11 protein-coding genes and 2 pseudogenes are annotated in these 14,733 nt (G+C 71.1%); 6 read left to right on the top strand and 7 right to left on the bottom strand.

Annotated elements, in window-relative coordinates:
* Positions 1–85 precede the first annotated feature (85 nt).
* The 3 genes and pseudogenes from xdhA to V6M57_RS06865 all read left to right on the top strand — a co-directional run.
* Positions 86–1,522 (top strand): annotated as a pseudogene (gene xdhA / locus V6M57_RS06875) (xanthine dehydrogenase small subunit); the annotation flags it as partial.
* Between the two features lie 263 nt (positions 1,523–1,785).
* Positions 1,786–4,203, top strand: coding sequence for a xanthine dehydrogenase molybdopterin binding subunit (gene xdhB / locus V6M57_RS06870; protein WP_332814248.1), 2,418 nt, complete (start codon positions 1,786–1,788; stop codon positions 4,201–4,203).
* A gap of 28 nt (positions 4,204–4,231) precedes the next feature.
* Positions 4,232–4,561, top strand: a complete 330-nt coding sequence (locus V6M57_RS06865; protein WP_332814247.1) for a hypothetical protein — start codon at positions 4,232–4,234, stop codon at positions 4,559–4,561.
* Positions 4,562–4,571: 10 nt separating this feature from the next.
* Here V6M57_RS06865 and V6M57_RS06860 read toward each other — a convergent pair whose 3' ends face one another.
* On the bottom strand, positions 4,572–4,775 hold the full coding sequence (locus V6M57_RS06860) for a hypothetical protein (protein WP_332814246.1): 204 nt from the start codon (positions 4,773–4,775) through the stop codon (positions 4,572–4,574).
* Between the two features lie 131 nt (positions 4,776–4,906).
* Positions 4,907–5,197 carry a hypothetical protein gene (locus V6M57_RS06855; protein ID WP_332814245.1) on the bottom strand — a complete coding sequence of 97 codons (291 nt, stop codon included), beginning with the start codon at positions 5,195–5,197 and terminating at the stop codon, positions 4,907–4,909.
* Between the two features lie 233 nt (positions 5,198–5,430).
* Between V6M57_RS06855 and V6M57_RS06850 the strand changes: the two genes are divergently transcribed.
* On the top strand, positions 5,431–5,790 hold the full coding sequence (locus V6M57_RS06850; protein WP_332814244.1) for a hypothetical protein: 360 nt from the start codon (positions 5,431–5,433) through the stop codon (positions 5,788–5,790).
* A gap of 1,276 nt (positions 5,791–7,066) precedes the next feature.
* On the opposite strand, the pseudogene V6M57_RS06845 reads toward V6M57_RS06850, so the two are convergent.
* The 5 genes and pseudogenes from V6M57_RS06845 to V6M57_RS06825 form a co-directional block, all read right to left on the bottom strand.
* Positions 7,067–7,684 (bottom strand): annotated as a pseudogene (locus tag V6M57_RS06845) (sulfite oxidase heme-binding subunit YedZ); the annotation flags it as partial.
* Positions 7,684–8,679, bottom strand: a complete 996-nt coding sequence (gene msrP, locus V6M57_RS06840; RefSeq protein ID WP_332814243.1) for a protein-methionine-sulfoxide reductase catalytic subunit MsrP — start codon at positions 8,677–8,679, stop codon at positions 7,684–7,686. The pseudogene V6M57_RS06845 and the gene msrP, both read right to left, overlap by 1 nt.
* Before the next feature lie 64 nt (positions 8,680–8,743).
* A complete protein-coding gene (ccsB, locus tag V6M57_RS06835) occupies positions 8,744–10,063 on the bottom strand; it encodes a c-type cytochrome biogenesis protein CcsB (RefSeq protein WP_332814242.1) in 1,320 nt (439 codons plus the stop codon).
* Positions 10,060–12,189, bottom strand: a complete 2,130-nt coding sequence (locus tag V6M57_RS06830) for a cytochrome c biogenesis protein ResB (protein ID WP_332814241.1) — start codon at positions 12,187–12,189, stop codon at positions 10,060–10,062. The genes ccsB and V6M57_RS06830 overlap by 4 nt, the downstream gene beginning before the upstream one ends.
* A gap of 101 nt (positions 12,190–12,290) precedes the next feature.
* Positions 12,291–12,965, bottom strand: a complete 675-nt coding sequence (locus tag V6M57_RS06825) for a c-type cytochrome (protein WP_332814240.1) — start codon at positions 12,963–12,965, stop codon at positions 12,291–12,293.
* Between the two features lie 85 nt (positions 12,966–13,050).
* On the opposite strand from V6M57_RS06825, the gene yihA reads away from it, so the two are divergent.
* A complete protein-coding gene (gene yihA, locus V6M57_RS06820) occupies positions 13,051–13,731 on the top strand; it encodes a ribosome biogenesis GTP-binding protein YihA/YsxC (RefSeq protein ID WP_332814239.1) in 681 nt (226 codons plus the stop codon).
* Complete coding sequence (locus V6M57_RS06815; protein WP_332814238.1) at positions 13,728–14,639, top strand: alpha/beta fold hydrolase; 912 nt, start codon at positions 13,728–13,730, stop codon at positions 14,637–14,639. The genes yihA and V6M57_RS06815 overlap by 4 nt, the downstream gene beginning before the upstream one ends.
* The last annotated feature ends 94 nt before the right edge of the window (positions 14,640–14,733 follow it).

Raw genomic sequence — 14,733 nt, 5'->3', positions numbered from 1 at the left:
GGCATGGTTTTCATATGGCGTGGCTTATGCCCGTGGCATGCTGGCGCTCTACGCTTGTCATCCGGGTTTGCCCTCATCACCACCCATGGACAGCAAGACGATCCGATTCATCCGCCGCGGCCAGCTGGTCGCGCTGGGCAATGTACCACCCGACCGCACCCTGCTCGAGGTGCTGCGCGAGGACCTGGGCGCCACCGGCACCAAGGAAGGTTGCGGCGAAGGCGACTGCGGCGCCTGCACGGTGGTCGTGGCCGAGCCGGACGGCGACCGCCTGCACTTTCGCGCCGTCAACAGCTGCATCAAGCTGGCGCACTCGGTCGACGGCCTGGCGCTGTGGACGGTCGAGGACCTGGCCGGCGCCGACGGCACGCTGCACCCGGCGCAGCAGGCCATGGTGGAGTGCCACGGCTCGCAATGCGGCTTCTGCACGCCCGGGTTCGTGATGAGCCTGTTCGGCATGTACCAGAACCACGTCGCGCGCGGCGAAGCCGTCACCCGCGCGCTGGCGCAGGAGGAGCTGTCGGGCAACCTGTGCCGCTGCACGGGGTACCGGCCGATCCTGGATGCGGCGCAGAAGATGGGCGAGATGCCGCGGGTCGCCGTGGACGAGGCCGCGGTGCTGGCGCAGCTGGACGCCATCCGCCCTCCCCGCGACGCCTCGACGGATTCGTACCTGGCACCCGAATCCCTGCAGGACCTGCTGGCCGCCCGCGCGGCCCATCCGGACGCGCAGGTCGTCGCCGGCTGCACCGACGTCGGCCTGTGGGTCACCAAGCAGCACCGCCGCTTCGGCCGGCTGCTGGACGTCACCCGTGCCCGCGAGCTGCGCCGCGTCGAGGTCTACGAGCACCACGTCGCGATCGGCGCGGCGGTCACGCTGGCCGACGCGTTCGCGGCGCTGGTCGCCGAACGCCCCCAGCTCAGGACCTTCGCCAACCGTTTCGCCGGCCTGCCGGTGCGCAATGCCGGCACGCTGGGCGGCAACGTCGCCAACGGCTCGCCCATCGGCGATTCCATGCCGCTGCTGATCGCGCTGGAGGCGCAGCTGGTGCTGATGAAGCAGGGCGGCCACCGCCACCTGCCGCTGGAAGCCTTCTACACCGGGTATCGCGCCAACGTGCTCGCAGCCGATGAACTGGTGGCCTGGATCCTGGTGCCGCGCCCGCGCCCCGGCGAGTTCCTGCGCGCCTACAAGGTCTCCAGGCGCTTCGACGACGACATCTCCGCGGTGTGCCTGGTGATCCGGCTGGAGCGGGGGGAGGACGGCCGGGTGGCCCGCATCGGCATCGGCGCTGGCGGGGTCGCGGCGACGCCGGTGCGTGCCCGGCAGACCGAAGGGTTCCTGGCCGGCCGCCCGTGGACCGCCGAGACCGTGCAGCAGGCCGCGCAGGTGCTGCGCGCGGAGTTCCAGCCCATCTCCGACATGCGGGCCTCCGCCGCCTACCGCACCGAGGTGCTGGGCAACCTGCTGCAGCGGTTCTGGCTGGAGAGCCAGGGGGTGGCTGGAATCAACCTTGACGCAATGACACCCCCTTCGTGTCATCCCGGCGAAAGCCTTCCAGGGGGTCATACCGGCGCAAGCCGTCCCAGATGTCATCCCGGCGAAAGCCGGGATCCATCTCCCGCACTCCAGCACCCCGCGCATTCGTGGATTGCGGGTCAAGCCCGCAATGACAAGGACGGGTGGATCGCGGGTCAAGCCCGCCATGACAAGGACGAGTGGATCGCGGGTCCCACGATCGGGTCCGGGACAGGATCTGCCCGCAAGGAGGGGGGGAGCGCATCATGAACGCGCGCGACGGCGAATTCACTTCCGCGACCGGCCTGGGCCCCGGCGGCCCAGCCGATGCGGGCGAGCGCAACCTGGCGCCGGCGACGATCTCCCGGCACGCCCCGGCCAGCCCGCAGCCGGCGGTCGGCCGCGCTCACCCGCACGAGAGCGCGCGCGCCCAGGTGACCGGCACCGCCACCTACGTCGACGACATCCCCGAGGTCAAGGGCACGCTGTTCGCGGCGCCCATCCTGTCCACCGTGGCGCATGGGCGACTGCGCGGCATCGACGTCGCGGCAGCGCAGGCGATGCCGGGCGTGCACGGCGTGGTGCTGGCCGGCGACATCCCGGGTGACCCGGTGCTGGCCACCTTCGTGCACGATGAACCGGTGTTCGCGCGCGACACCGTGCAGCACGTCGGCCAGGTGGCCGGCCTGGTGGTCGCCGATACCGTGATGCAGGCGCGCCGCGCCGCGCGCCACGTCAAGCTCGACATCGAGCCGCTGCCGCCGGTGCTGGACGTGCGCGAGGCGCGCGCGAAGCAAAGCTACGTGCTGCCGCCGGTGGTGGTGCGCCGCGGCGAGCCGGAAGCAGCGCTGTCGGCCGCGCGCCATCGCCTGTCCGGCCAGCTCGAAGTCGGCGGCCAGGAGCACTTCTACCTGGAAGGCCAGGTCGCCTACGCGCTGCCGCTGGAGCAGGACCAGTGGTGGATCCACTCCAGCACCCAGCACCCCGGCGAGGTGCAGCACTGGGTCGCGCATGCGCTCGGCCTGGAGAACAACGCGGTGACGGTGGAGTGCCGGCGCATGGGCGGCGGCTTCGGCGGCAAGGAAACGCAGGCCGGGCACATGGCGGTGTGGGCGGCGCTGGCGGCGCGCAAGTTCGGCCGGCCGGTCAAGCTGCGGCTGGACCGCGACGACGACTTCATGGTCACCGGCAAGCGCCATTCCTTCGCGTTCGACTGGGACGCCGGCTTCGACGACGACGGCCGCCTGACCGGCCTGAAGATCGCGATGCTGGCCAACTGCGGCTTCTCGGCCGACCTGTCGGGGCCGGTCGCGGACCGCGCGGTGTTCCACACCGACAACGCCTACTTCCTGGGCGACGTGGAGATCGCGTCGTACCGCTGCAAGACCAACACCCAGAGCCACACCGCCTTCCGCGGCTTCGGCGGGCCGCAGGGCGTGATCCTGATCGAGGCCATCCTGGGCGAGATCGCGCGCCACCTGGGCAAGGACCCGCTGGACGTGCGCAAGGCCAACCTGTACGGGGTGGAGGAGCGCAACGTCACCCACTACCAGATGAAGGTGGAGGACAACATCCTGCAGCCGTTGATCGACCAGCTTGAGCGGACCTCGCGCTACCGCCAGCGCCGCAAGGAAATCGCCGCCTGGAACGCGCGCAGCCCGATCATCAAGCGCGGCCTCGCCATCACGCCGGTCAAGTTCGGCATCAGCTTCACCGCCACCTTCTTCAACCAGGCCGGCGCGCTGGTGCACGTGTTCACCGACGGCAGCGTGCAGGTCAACCACGGCGGCACCGAGATGGGCCAGGGCCTGCACACCAAGGTGATGCAGGTGGTGGCCGACGAATTGGGCGTGCCCTTCGAGCGCGTGCGCTGCACCGCCACCGAGACCGGCAAGGTGCCCAACGCGTCGGCGACGGCGGCGTCCAGCAGCGCCGACCTGAACGGCCGCGCCGCCCAGTTCGCCGCGCGCAAGGTGCGCGACAACCTGGCGGCCTTCGTCGCCGGGCTGGACGGCTGCGGCGCCGGCGCCGTGACCCTGCGCGGCGGCCAGGTCATCTCGCCCAAGGCCACGCGCAGCTTCGACGAGGTGGTCAAGGCCGCCTACGCCAACCGCATCCAGCTGTGGAGCGACGGCTTCTACCGCACGCCCAAGATCCACTACGACAAGGCCACCCTGACCGGCCGCCCCTTCTTCTATTTCGCCTATGGCGCGGCCTGCACCGAGGTGGCGATCGACACCCTGACCGGCGAGAGCCGGCTGCTGGCCGTGGACATCCTGCACGACGTGGGCACCTCGCTGAACCCGGCCATCGACATGGGCCAGATCGAAGGCGGGTTCATCCAGGGCGTGGGCTGGCTGACGACCGAAGAGCTGGTCTGGAGCGGCGACGGCAAGCTCGCCACCCACGCGCCCAGCACGTACAAGATCCCGGCCACTGGCGACGTGCCCGCGCACTTCCACATCGAGCTGTGGCCCGAAGCCAACCGGGAGGACAACGTCGGCGGCAGCAAGGCCGTGGGCGAGCCGCCCTTCATGCTGGCGGTCAGTGCCTGGGAGGCGCTGCGCGATGCGGTGGCGCAGGCGCGCGGCGACCGGCAGGCGCCGCTGCCGGCCCCGGCCACCGCCGAAAACCTGCTGAAAGCCCTGGGCCAGCCCAGGGCGGCAGCGCCGACGGCCCCCTGAACGCGGTGCGCATGGGCAGAATCGGCCCATGCGCATCCTCACCACGCCCCTGCTCTTCTGGGCCGACGGCATGACCGTCGCGCCCGGCCTGGTGCTCCTGCACCCGCGGGTGCGCGGCGACGCCGGCCTGCTGGCGCACGAGGCGGTGCACTGCCGGCAGATGCGCGATGTCGGACTGCTGCGCTTCTGGTGGCTGTACTTCAGCTGCCGCGCCTTCCGGCTGTGGGCGGAAGTGGAGGCCTATCGCGTCTCGCTGCGCTACCAGCCGGGCGGCATCCGGCATTTCGCGCGGACGCTGTCGCGTGGCTACCTGCTGGGGATCACGCCGGCGCAGGCGGAGCGCCTGCTGCAAGGCTGAAGCGCCACCTTCAGGCGTACCAGGCGGCCAGCAGGCAGGCGCACCCCCACATCAGGAGCGACAGCGCGCCCGCGAAACGGAACATGGGCTCGGCCGGCGCGCCGGGATCCGCCATGTCCGCCATGTCGGCCACTTCGGGCGCCCAGGACACCCAGCCGCTCTCGGGGAACGGCAAGGCCGTGGCAGCGCTCGCGAAGAACAGCTCTCGATGCATGGCGGACTCCGGCAGGTGAAGCCGTCGATGCTCCGGGCGATATCGCCGCGGCCGTGTAGGAATCGGGCCGCTCCGGCCGGCGGACATCCGCCCAAGCCCGCCGAAACCGGTCCTGGGGTACCCCGAAAGGACTAGCGGCGCCGACCCGTGCGGGCCAGGCGCAGGCCGGCACCCATGGCCCACACGCCCCAGCACACCAGGGTGGCGGCCACGGTGAAGCCCAGTGCCGTCTCCGGCACGAACCAGGTGGGCAGCCAGGGGTAGCGCGCAGCCAGCGCCAGGCCCAGGGCCTGCTCGGGCCCGGCCACCTGCGCCAGGGCCGCGCACACCAGCGCGATGGCGCCTGCGAAGAACATCCAGATCCCCATCCGCACCAGGCGCGCGGGCGAGCGGGCAAGAGCCCGGGACAGGTGGGCGAACATGAACTCATCATGCAGCCTGGATGGGCCAGGGCGCTGGGCCAGCCATGGCCGGGGCCTGCAAAACCGGGGTCGCGTGCGCCGCTGCACGGCTGCGATGCGGGCCACCCACACCCGGACGGGCCAGCCCGAACGGGCCAGCGGTGTCGGTGTATCCCAACCTGAGCTTTGTCACCGGCGCCTACAAGCCCCGGCCGGCGCCCGCCCCACCATCGGCGCAATCGTTGGGAGGCCCCATGAGCCCGGTGAACCTGGAGGTGAAGACGGACTGGGATTCGCACGAGCGCTCCGTCGGCCCCGTGAAGGGCTATTACCTCGCGCTCTGCGCCTGCGAAACGGCCGAAGGGCCCGGCCGCTTCGTCGGCTACTACAAGGTCTGCACCGACCCGCCCGCCGGCTACTGGGAAGCGGCCGGCCTGCTCAAGGGCTGCACCGACCCGCCGCGGCGCCACGCGCACCTGGCCCTGCGGGACGCTGAGCAAGCGGCCCGGCAGGAAGTCGGCAGGTTGCCGGCGACCGGCGGTGCGGGGCTGCGACAGGGGCCCGTGGGGATGCTGGAGGATTACCTGCTCGGCCTGCGGCGCGGGCGGGTTTGAGTCAGAGCGCCAGCATCCAGTCCGCCATCTCGTCGGCCACCTGCTCCACCAGCCGGGGCTGGCCGGCCAGGTAGTGGTTGCCGCCCTTCACGTCGATGGTGCGGATGCGGCCGGGCGCCGCGGCCAGCCAGGCTTCGCGCGTGCTCGGGAACGTCGATTGGTCGGCCGTATAGGTGTGCAGCAGCACCGGCACGCGGGTCTTCGCCAGGTTGGACGGCCCGTCGGCGCGGCTGGCCGGCGACCACTGCGACAGGAAGGCGGTCAGCGAGGTGATGCGGCCCATCTGGCTGGCCGCGTAGTTCACCGCGCGGGCGCCGGCCGCGCCACTGCCCCAGACGCTGCCCACCTCGCGGTCGTTGGCGTCCAGCGACAGGTCCAGGCAGCGCGGATCGGCATGGGTGCGGTGGATGACGAACACCTGGTCGCGCGGGCTGCCGGGCGCATCCAGGCGGCGCAGCACGGCCAGGCGCTCGCGCACCCAGCGGTCGATGCGGGCCAGCCGGCCCTGCTGCGCCGCCTGGAAGCGCGCCAGGAATGCCGGCGCGTACGGCGGTCCGTTGGCCGGGTCGTACATGTCCAGGTCGGGGTTGGCCGACAGCGGATCGGCCTCGTCGAACACCGACGGGTCGATCCACTTGCGCATCAGGGCCGAGCGGCCCTCGTGCGCGCCGCACAGGGCGATGCCCTGGACGGGCGGCAGGTCCTCGGGCGACAGGCCGGCCGGGTCGCCATCGAGCAAGCGGTCGATCGTCAGGTGCTCCGCCTGCGCCTGGTAGAAGGCCGCCAGCGAGGCGCCGCCGGAGTTGCCCACCAGCACCACCTGGTCGTATCCCTGCGCGCGCAGCCACTGCACGCCGGCGCCCAGGTCCTGGATCACCCGCTCCATCAGCAGCAGCGTGTCGTTGCCGGCATAGCGCGAGTTCAGCCCCAGGCAGGCCACGCCGCGCCGGGCCAGGGGCTCCAGCAGGTAGTGACCCATGAAGTTGCTGGTCGGGTGCATCACGATCGCCGCCACCCGCTTCGCGCCGGCGGGCGGCACGAAGGCACCGTAGATGCGCGGGCGCAGCAGTTGCAGGCCCGACTGGCTTTCCAGCGCGGCGCCGGGCTTGACGTCGATGACGGCCAGCTGCGGGGAGGGGGTGCTCATGGGCGGCAGTTTGCCACCGCCGCGCCAGGCGGCGCTCCCGCCCGCCGGCGACCCGGTCACCGGGACAGCCCGCAAGCACGGAAGCGAAAAGGAAAGCTGCCGGCTATCCCTCGTAGCCCGGCTGCAGCGCGGCGCGCGCCAGCGCCGCCACAGGCGCCAGCCCAGCAGCACCCCCAGGATGCCGGCGTAGACGAACACCTCGGCAAAGTCGTTCTTGCCGGCGCGCATCCAGAAGAAGTGGAGGATCACCAGCCCGGCCACCGCGTACACGGCGCGGTGCAGGGCCTGCCAGCGGGCCGCGCCCAGCGCGCGGATCGCACGATTGAACGAGGTGGCCGCCAGCGGCGTCAGCAGCACGAAGGCGGCAAAGCCGACCAGGATGAACGGGCGCTTGGCGATGTCGGCCGCGATTTCGGCAGGGTCCAGGCCCATGTCGAACCAGGCATAGGAGACCAGGTGCAGGCTGGCATAGAAGTACGTGAACAGGCCCAGCATGCGGCGAAAGCGCGCGAGCGCCGGCTGCGCGGCGAGCACGCGCAAGGGCGTGACGGCCAGCGTCAGGCACAGGAAGCGCAGCGTCCAGTCGCCCAGCGAGCGGATCAGGTGCTCCTGCGGGTTGGCACCCAGCTGGTCGGTGGCGGCCGCGTAGAACAGCCAGGCGAAGGGGAGCAGGGAAACGGCGAACAGCAGGGGCTTGGCGGCGGGATGCAGCCACGCCGCCCGCCGCCGCTGCGCGGGCGCCCGCATCAGTAGTTCTTCTTCAGGTCCATGCCGGCATAGAGCTGCCCGACCTGGGCCTCGTAGCCGTTGAACAGCAGCGTCTTGCGGCGCTTGGCGAACAGGCCGCCCTCGCCGATGCGCCGTTCGGTGGCCTGCGACCAGCGCGGGTGGGCCACGTCGGGGTTGACGTTGGAATAGAAGCCGTACTCGTTGGCCGCGGCCTTGTTCCAGGCGGTCTTGGGCTCCTGTTCGGTGAAGCGGATGCGCACCAGGCTCTTGGCGCTCTTGAACCCGTACTTCCACGGCACCACCACCCGCACCGGGGCGCCGTTCTGCTTGGGCAGCACCTCGCCGTACATGCCGAAGGACAGCAGGGTCAGCGGGTGCAGCGCCTCGTCCATGCGCAGCCCCTCGACGTAGGGCCAGTCCAGCACGCTGGAGCGGATGCCGGGCATGGTGGCGCGATCGGCCAGCGTGTGGAACTCGACGAACTTCGCCGAGCCGAGCGGCTCGACCCGCCTGACCAGCTCCGCCAGCGAGTACCCGACCCACGGGATCACCATCGACCAGCCCTCGACGCAGCGCAGCCGGTAGATGCGCTCTTCCTGCGGTGCCAGCTTGAGCAGGTCGTCCAGCGCGAACTTGGCCGGCTTCTTCACGAGGCCGTCGATTTCCACGGCCCAGGGCGCGGTGCGCAGGGTGTGGGCGTTCTGCGCCGGGTCGGCCTTGTCGGTGCCGAACTCGTAGAAGTTGTTGTAGCCGGTGGCGTCTTCGTAGGGGGTGGGCTTCTCCATGGTCACCGCGCCCGCGACGGCGGAAGGCTGCGACGGCAGTGCCGGCAGCTTGCCGGGACGCTGGACGGCGGCCATGGCCTCGCGCGAGGCCCAGGCGGCCAGTGCCGCCCCGGCGGCGCCGCCCGCCATCAGCCTGAGCAGGTCGCGGCGCTGCCGGTAGGCCGCCTGCGGCGTGATCTCGCTGGCGGCGGGGTGGTTGAAGCCGTCCCGGCGGGTCTTGATCAGCATGGGTTCCCTTTCGCGATGTCAGTGCCTGTGGCCGGTACCACGCGCTTGGGACCCCCGGCCGCCGTCAGAGTTCGCCGTAGCTGTGCAGCCCCGACAGGAACATGTTCACGCCCAGGAAAGCGAAGGTGGTGACGGCCAGCCCCACCAGCGCCCACCAGGCCGACAGGGTGCCGCGCAGGCCCTTCATCAGGCGCATGTGCAGCCAGGCGGCGTAGTTGAGCCAGACGATCAGCGCCCAGGTTTCCTTGGGGTCCCAGCTCCAGTAGCCGCCCCAGGCTTCGGCGGCCCACAGCGCGCCCAGCACGGTGGCGATGGTGAAGAACGCAAAGCCCACCGCGATCGACTTGTACATGACGTCGTCCAGCACCTCCAGGGCCGGCAGCCGCTGCGCGATGCGGCGGCGGCCCCACAGGATGCCGGCCACGATCAGCGCCGCGATGCCGAAGTACACCACCCAGTAGCTGCCGCCGGCCTCCTGCGAGCGGCGGAACACCAGGGGCTCGAAGCACAGCACCACGCCCAGCATCCACAGCGGTGCCAGCTTCCACCAGCGCGTCTCGCTGGCCTGCTGCTTGACCAGGTAGGCAAAGGCCACCATCGCCGACAGCGCGAAGGTGCCGTAGCCGATGAAGTTGGCCGGCACGTGCAGCTTCATCCACCAGCTCTTGAGCGCGGGCACCAGCGGCTGGATTTCATGGGCCTCGCGCACCACCGTGTACCAGAGCAGGAACCCGACCGCGGCGCTGACCACCAGCATGACGAAGGCGCCCAGCGCGCGGGTGCCGTACTGCTGTTCGAAATACAGGTAGAACAGCGCCGTCATCCAGCAGAACATCACGAACACTTCGTAGAGGTTGCTGACCGGGATGTGGCCGACGTCGGGGCCGATCAGGTAGCTCTCCCACCAGCGCACCATGGTGCCGACCAGCGCGAGCGCGACCGCCGCCCAGGCCAGCCGGGAGCCGAGGCGCTCCAGGGTGCCGCTTTCGCCGCGGCCGGCCATGCCGATCCAGTAGAAGGCCGTGCTCATGAAGAACAGCATGCTCATCCACAGGATCGCGGACTGGCTGGACAGGAAGTACTTGAGCCAGAACACCTCGTCCGCGCGGGCCAGCGAGCCCTGGTAGGAGCCGATCGCCAGCAGCGACAGGCCGGCCACCACGGCCATCAGCAGCTGCAGCGGGCGCCAGAACCAGCCCAGCCAGACGGCGGTGGGAATGCTGGCCAGCAGGATGCCCTTCTCGTACACGTCCATGTGGGCCGCGTAGCGGTTGAAGGCGAACAACCCGCCGGCCGCGACCAGCAGGGCGAACCCCCAGTCGAGCGGACGCCGGCGCGAGAAGAAGCCTTCGTTCAGGGTCAGGGTCTGGGTAGCGGTGTTCATGGGGATCCGAGCAATTGGGTGCGCAGGCGGTCGAACTCGCGGTCGGTCTCCAGCGTCTTGCGGCTGCTGGACAGGGCCATCGAGGCTTCGCTGCCGGAGCCCGACGGGGCGAGCCACACCCACAGGCGCCGCTCGCGTATATAGAGCATCGCAAAAATGCCGGCGATCAGCAAAGCGCAGCCCAGGTAGACGACATTGCGCCCGGGGGATCTCGTCACCTGGAACACGCTGGCCTGCACCTGCTGGAAATCCTTGAGCTCGAAGGTCATCGGCGCCGGGTACAGGTGCACGTCGCCCAGCGCCAGCAGCGCCTGGGCCATGAACGCCTGGGTGCGCTCGCCCGGCTCCAGTGGCTTCAGGCCGGCGCGTTCGCGGCCGAGCTCGGCCAGCTCGAACAGCACGCCGCCCAGGATGCGAACCACCACTTCGCCGGCGCGGCTGCGCTCGGCCTCGGGCACCCGGGCCTCCAGGTACTCGGACACGGCCGCCAGGCCGGCGCCCTTGCCGCCGGCCGCGGCATCGCCGGCGAACAGGGCCAGCGCCTGGCTGGCCGAGGCCACCAGCTGCCGGGCCACTTCGGGCCGGGCCGGATCGGTGGCGTTGCGCGCATAGCGGCGCACGGCCTCCTCGCGCAGGGCCGGGTCGGCCAGGCCGGCGCGCAGCCGCAGGAAGCCTTCCATGCTGCCTTCCGCATCGGCCGGCACGCGCAGGTAGCGGAAGGCATCGGACGGGTTCTCGCGCATGCCCAGCAGGAACAGCGGCACGCCCTCGCCCAGGTCCACCGGCAGCATGTAGTTGTGGAACTCGCGCGCCTGGCCGGCGGCGTCGCGCAGCTTGTAGGTGATGGACGGGCCGACGTTGCGCAGGTCCTTCTTCGTCACGGTCTTGTCGGCCGCGCCCAGCCGGGCGGTGATGGAGTCGCGCAGGTCCACCCGGCGCGGGTCGGCGCCGCTGCCGCTGCCGCTGCCTTCGGCCATGTTCTCCACGTTGATCACGCGCAGCGCGGTGTATTCCAGCGTCAGCTTGTCGTCGCCGCCCTGCCCGGCGGCGCGCGTGAGCTGGGTGCTGCCGCCGATCACGCCCTCGACCTCGAAGCGCTTGCCGCTGCCGTCCATGGGGACCGCGGCCAGCTTCACGCGCGAGCCACCGTCGTCGAAGCTGGACTGGTAGATCTCGATGCCGCGCCAGCTGACCGGGTGGTTCACCTCCACCCGCGCCGGCACCGCCTGCCCGGTCTGGCGGTCGTGGATCACGATGTCGCTGGCGAACAGCTTGGGCATGCCGGTCGAGTAGTGCTCGATCACGAACTTCTTCAGTTCGATCGAGAACGGCAGCTCCTGCAGCAGGATGCCGTCGGACTGCGACAGGATGGCGGTGCCCGACTGCGTGCCCTCGGACACCAGCAGGTTGCCGCGGAACGTCGGGTTGGTGGAGGCCAGCCGGTGCCGGTCGGGCACGTCGGCGATCATGCCGCCGCCGGTGTAGGGCGCCTTGTCGCCGAGCCACATCTGGGCGCGCACGATCAGGTCGCCGTCCAGCAGGCCGCCCAGGCAGACCATCACGATCGCGCTGTGGGCGGCGATGTAGCCGATCTTGTTGGCGGCGCCGGCCTTGGCGGCGACCATCCAGCCCTCGCCCTTCGGCGTGGCGCGCTGCTGCAATCGCACCTTCCAGCCGGCGCCGGCCAGTGCCTGCCCGATGCGGCGGGCCGCCTGGGCCGGCGCGTCGGGCAGCGCGCCCTGGCCCCGGTGGTGGAAGGCCTGCAGGCTCTGCTCGCGGATGTTCTCCTTGTAGTTGCGCATGTCCGCGATGAAGCGCGGCGCGTTGCGGGCGATGCACAGCGAGGTGCTGACCACCAGGAAGGCCAGGATCAGCAGGAACCACCAGGCGCTGTAGACGGCATTGAGCTTGAGCGACAGGAACAGCTGCGACCAGAACGGGCCGAACTGGTTGACGTAGTTCACCGCCGGCTCGTGCTGCTTGACGATGGTGCCGATCACCGAGGCGATGCAGATCACCGTCAGCAGCGCGATGGCGAACCGCATCGACGACAGCAGTTCCAGGGCGCTGCGCAGGCGTTCGGAGGGGGCGGGGGCCAGGCGCGGGGCCTGGGCGGAAGCGGTCATCGGCTACCTAAGGAAAAAAGGGCGGGCATCCGAGGATCCCCGCCCGCTGTAGTGCCCGCGGCGGGGTGCTTGGTTCCCCGTCGCGGCCGTGTGCGCCTGTCCTATCGCAAGCCGGCGATGTAGTCGGCGACCGCGCGGATTTCACGATCGTTGAGCTTGGCCGCGATGTCCGTCATCTGCGGGCTGTTCTTGCGGGTGCCGTCGCGGAAGGCGGCCAGCTGGGCCGCGGTGTAGTCGGCGTGCTGGCCGGACAGGCGCGGGTACTGCGCCGGGATGCCGGCGCCATTGGGGCTGTGGCAGGCGGCACAGGCGGCGATCTGCCGGTCGGGCACGCCGCCGCGGTAGATGCGCTCGCCCACGGCGACCAGGTCCTTGTCCTTGGCGAAGCCGGACTTGGCCTGGCTGCCGGCCAGGAACGCCGAGATGTTGCGCATGTCCTGCTCGGCCAGCTGCGCGGCGAACGGCTGCATGATCGCGCTGGCGCGCTTCTTGTCCTTGAAGTCCTGCAGCTGCTTGACCAGGTACTCGGGGTGCTGCTGCGCCAGCTTGGGGTTGGCGGGGATGGTGGAATTGCCGTCGGCCGCGTGGCAGGCGGCGCACACCGCGGCATAGCGCTTCTCGCCCTCCGCGGCGTCCGGCCTGGCCGGCTGCGCGGCGGCCGCGGGAGCCGCCGCCGGAGCGGGTGCGGCGGGGGCGGCCGGCTGCGCCTGGGCGGAGGCGTCGAGCGCGAAAGCGGCCAGGAGCGCGGCGGCGAGCAGGCTAGCGTGCAACTTCATGTTCTCTCGGTTCGGTTTCTACGGGCGCAAAACCCCGGGATTCTACAATGGCCCTCCCCCGCCACCGGCCGCAATGCCCCTGCCCATGTCCCCACCGCCGGCCCCCGGCGCCGCGCCCGGATCCGCCGGCGCGAAGGCCCCCGCCGAGCGCGCCCTGTCCTGGCTGCATACGGCGCGCTTCCTCACCACCGCGCCCACGCTGGATTTCCTGCCGGAGCACGGTCACCCGGAGATCGCCTTCGTCGGCCGCTCCAATGCCGGCAAGTCCACTTGCATCAACACGCTCACGCAGCAGAAGCGACTGGCCTTCGCGTCCAAGACGCCGGGCCGCACGCAGAGCATCAACCTGTTCGCCCTGGGCCGGCAGGGCGCGGTCGATGCGGTGCTGGCCGACCTGCCCGGCTACGGCTACGCGGCCGTGCCGAAGCAGGACAAGCAGCGCTGGCAGCAGGTCATGGCCAACTACCTGGTCAGCCGCCCCAACCTGCGCGCCGTGGTCCTGCTGTGCGACCCGCGCCATGGCCTGACCGAGCTGGACGAGATCCTGCTGGAGGTGATCCGTCCGCGCGTGGAGCAGGGACTGAAGTTCCTCGTGCTCCTGACCAAGGCCGACAAGCTCAACCGCAGCGAAGCGGCCAAGGCGCTGTCCATCATGCGACTGCAGGCGGCCGGCGGAGAGGTCAGACTGTTCTCCGCCCTCAAGCGGCAGGGCGTGCCCGAAACCGCGCTGCTGCTGTGGCAATGGACGCACGAGGAGAACCCATGATCGACCGCTTCCGGCAGGCGCTGCCGCACGGCATCACCCTCAGCTGCCGCGCGGCGGGCGAGCGTGGCCGACCGGTGCTGATGTTCCTGCACGGCTTTCCGGAGGCGGCGTTCGTGTGGGACGACCTGCTGGAGCACTTCGCCCGGCCCGAGAACGGCGGCTACCGGTGCATCGCGCCCAACCTGCGCGGCTACGAGCAGTCCAGCGCCCCGGCCGAGGCCGGCGCCTACCGCGCCAGGCACCTGGTGCAGGACATCGCCGCGCTGATCGCCACCGAAGGCGGCCGGCTCGAGTGCCTGGTGGCGCACGACTGGGGCGGCGCCATCGCCTGGAACCTGGCCAACCAGCTGCCGCAGCTCACGCGCCGGCTGGCCATCGTCAACTCGCCGCACCCGGGCACCTTCCTGCGCGAGCTGCAGGGCAACCCGCAGCAGCAGCAGGCCAGCGCCTACATGAACTTCCTGATCCGCCCGGACGCCGAGGCGCTGCTCGCGCAGGACGACTACCGGCGGCTCTGGGCCTTCTTCACCCAGCTGGGCGGCGCGTCCTGGCTGACCGAGGCGCTCAAGGCGCGGTACCGCGAGGTCTGGAACGGTCCCGCCGGCAGCCCGCCCGGTGCGGGGCTGGTGGGCGGCTGCAATTACTACCGCGCCTCGCCGCTGCGGCCGCCGCGGCCCGGCGATCCGGCCGCCGCCGCCGTGACGCTGCCGCGCGACGCGCTGACGGTGGACCTGCCCACGCTGGTGCTGTGGGCGATGGAAGACAGCGCGCTGCCGCCCTGCCTGGTCGACGGCCTCGAGGACTACGTCAGCGACCTGGTGCTGGAGCGCGTGCCCGGCGCCAGCCACTGGATCGTCCACGAGCGCCCGCAGTTCGTGGCCGGGCGCCTGCAGGCCTTCCTGGCCTGAAGAAGCAGGGCGGTCCGATCGCGGCCTCGGACCGCAAAAGGCCGTGACATCGCGGCCTCCAGCCGGAAGAGAGACCGTGTCATTGCGCCTCGAG

The sequence above is a fragment of the Ramlibacter sp. genome, from assembly GCF_036676645.1.
Classification (GTDB): Bacteria; Pseudomonadota; Gammaproteobacteria; order Burkholderiales; family Burkholderiaceae_C; genus Ramlibacter.
Note: the sequence above shows the minus strand (reverse complement) of the source record. Positions and strands in the feature narration are given on the sequence as shown.

Coding starts and splice junctions, on each gene's coding strand:
- yihA (WP_332814239.1), top strand. CDS start 13,051: ATGTCCCCACCGCCGGCCCCCGGCGCCGCGCCCGGATCCGCCGGCGCG.
- V6M57_RS06830 (WP_332814241.1), bottom strand. CDS start 12,189: ATGACCGCTTCCGCCCAGGCCCCGCGCCTGGCCCCCGCCCCCTCCGAA.
- V6M57_RS06850 (WP_332814244.1), top strand. CDS start 5,431: ATGAGCCCGGTGAACCTGGAGGTGAAGACGGACTGGGATTCGCACGAG.
- V6M57_RS06825 (WP_332814240.1), bottom strand. CDS start 12,965: ATGAAGTTGCACGCTAGCCTGCTCGCCGCCGCGCTCCTGGCCGCTTTC.
- V6M57_RS06815 (WP_332814238.1), top strand. CDS start 13,728: ATGATCGACCGCTTCCGGCAGGCGCTGCCGCACGGCATCACCCTCAGC.
- xdhB (WP_332814248.1), top strand. CDS start 1,786: ATGAACGCGCGCGACGGCGAATTCACTTCCGCGACCGGCCTGGGCCCC.
- V6M57_RS06855 (WP_332814245.1), bottom strand. CDS start 5,197: ATGTTCGCCCACCTGTCCCGGGCTCTTGCCCGCTCGCCCGCGCGCCTG.
- V6M57_RS06865 (WP_332814247.1), top strand. CDS start 4,232: ATGCGCATCCTCACCACGCCCCTGCTCTTCTGGGCCGACGGCATGACC.
- V6M57_RS06860 (WP_332814246.1), bottom strand. CDS start 4,775: ATGCATCGAGAGCTGTTCTTCGCGAGCGCTGCCACGGCCTTGCCGTTC.
- ccsB (WP_332814242.1), bottom strand. CDS start 10,063: ATGAACACCGCTACCCAGACCCTGACCCTGAACGAAGGCTTCTTCTCG.
- msrP (WP_332814243.1), bottom strand. CDS start 8,679: ATGCTGATCAAGACCCGCCGGGACGGCTTCAACCACCCCGCCGCCAGC.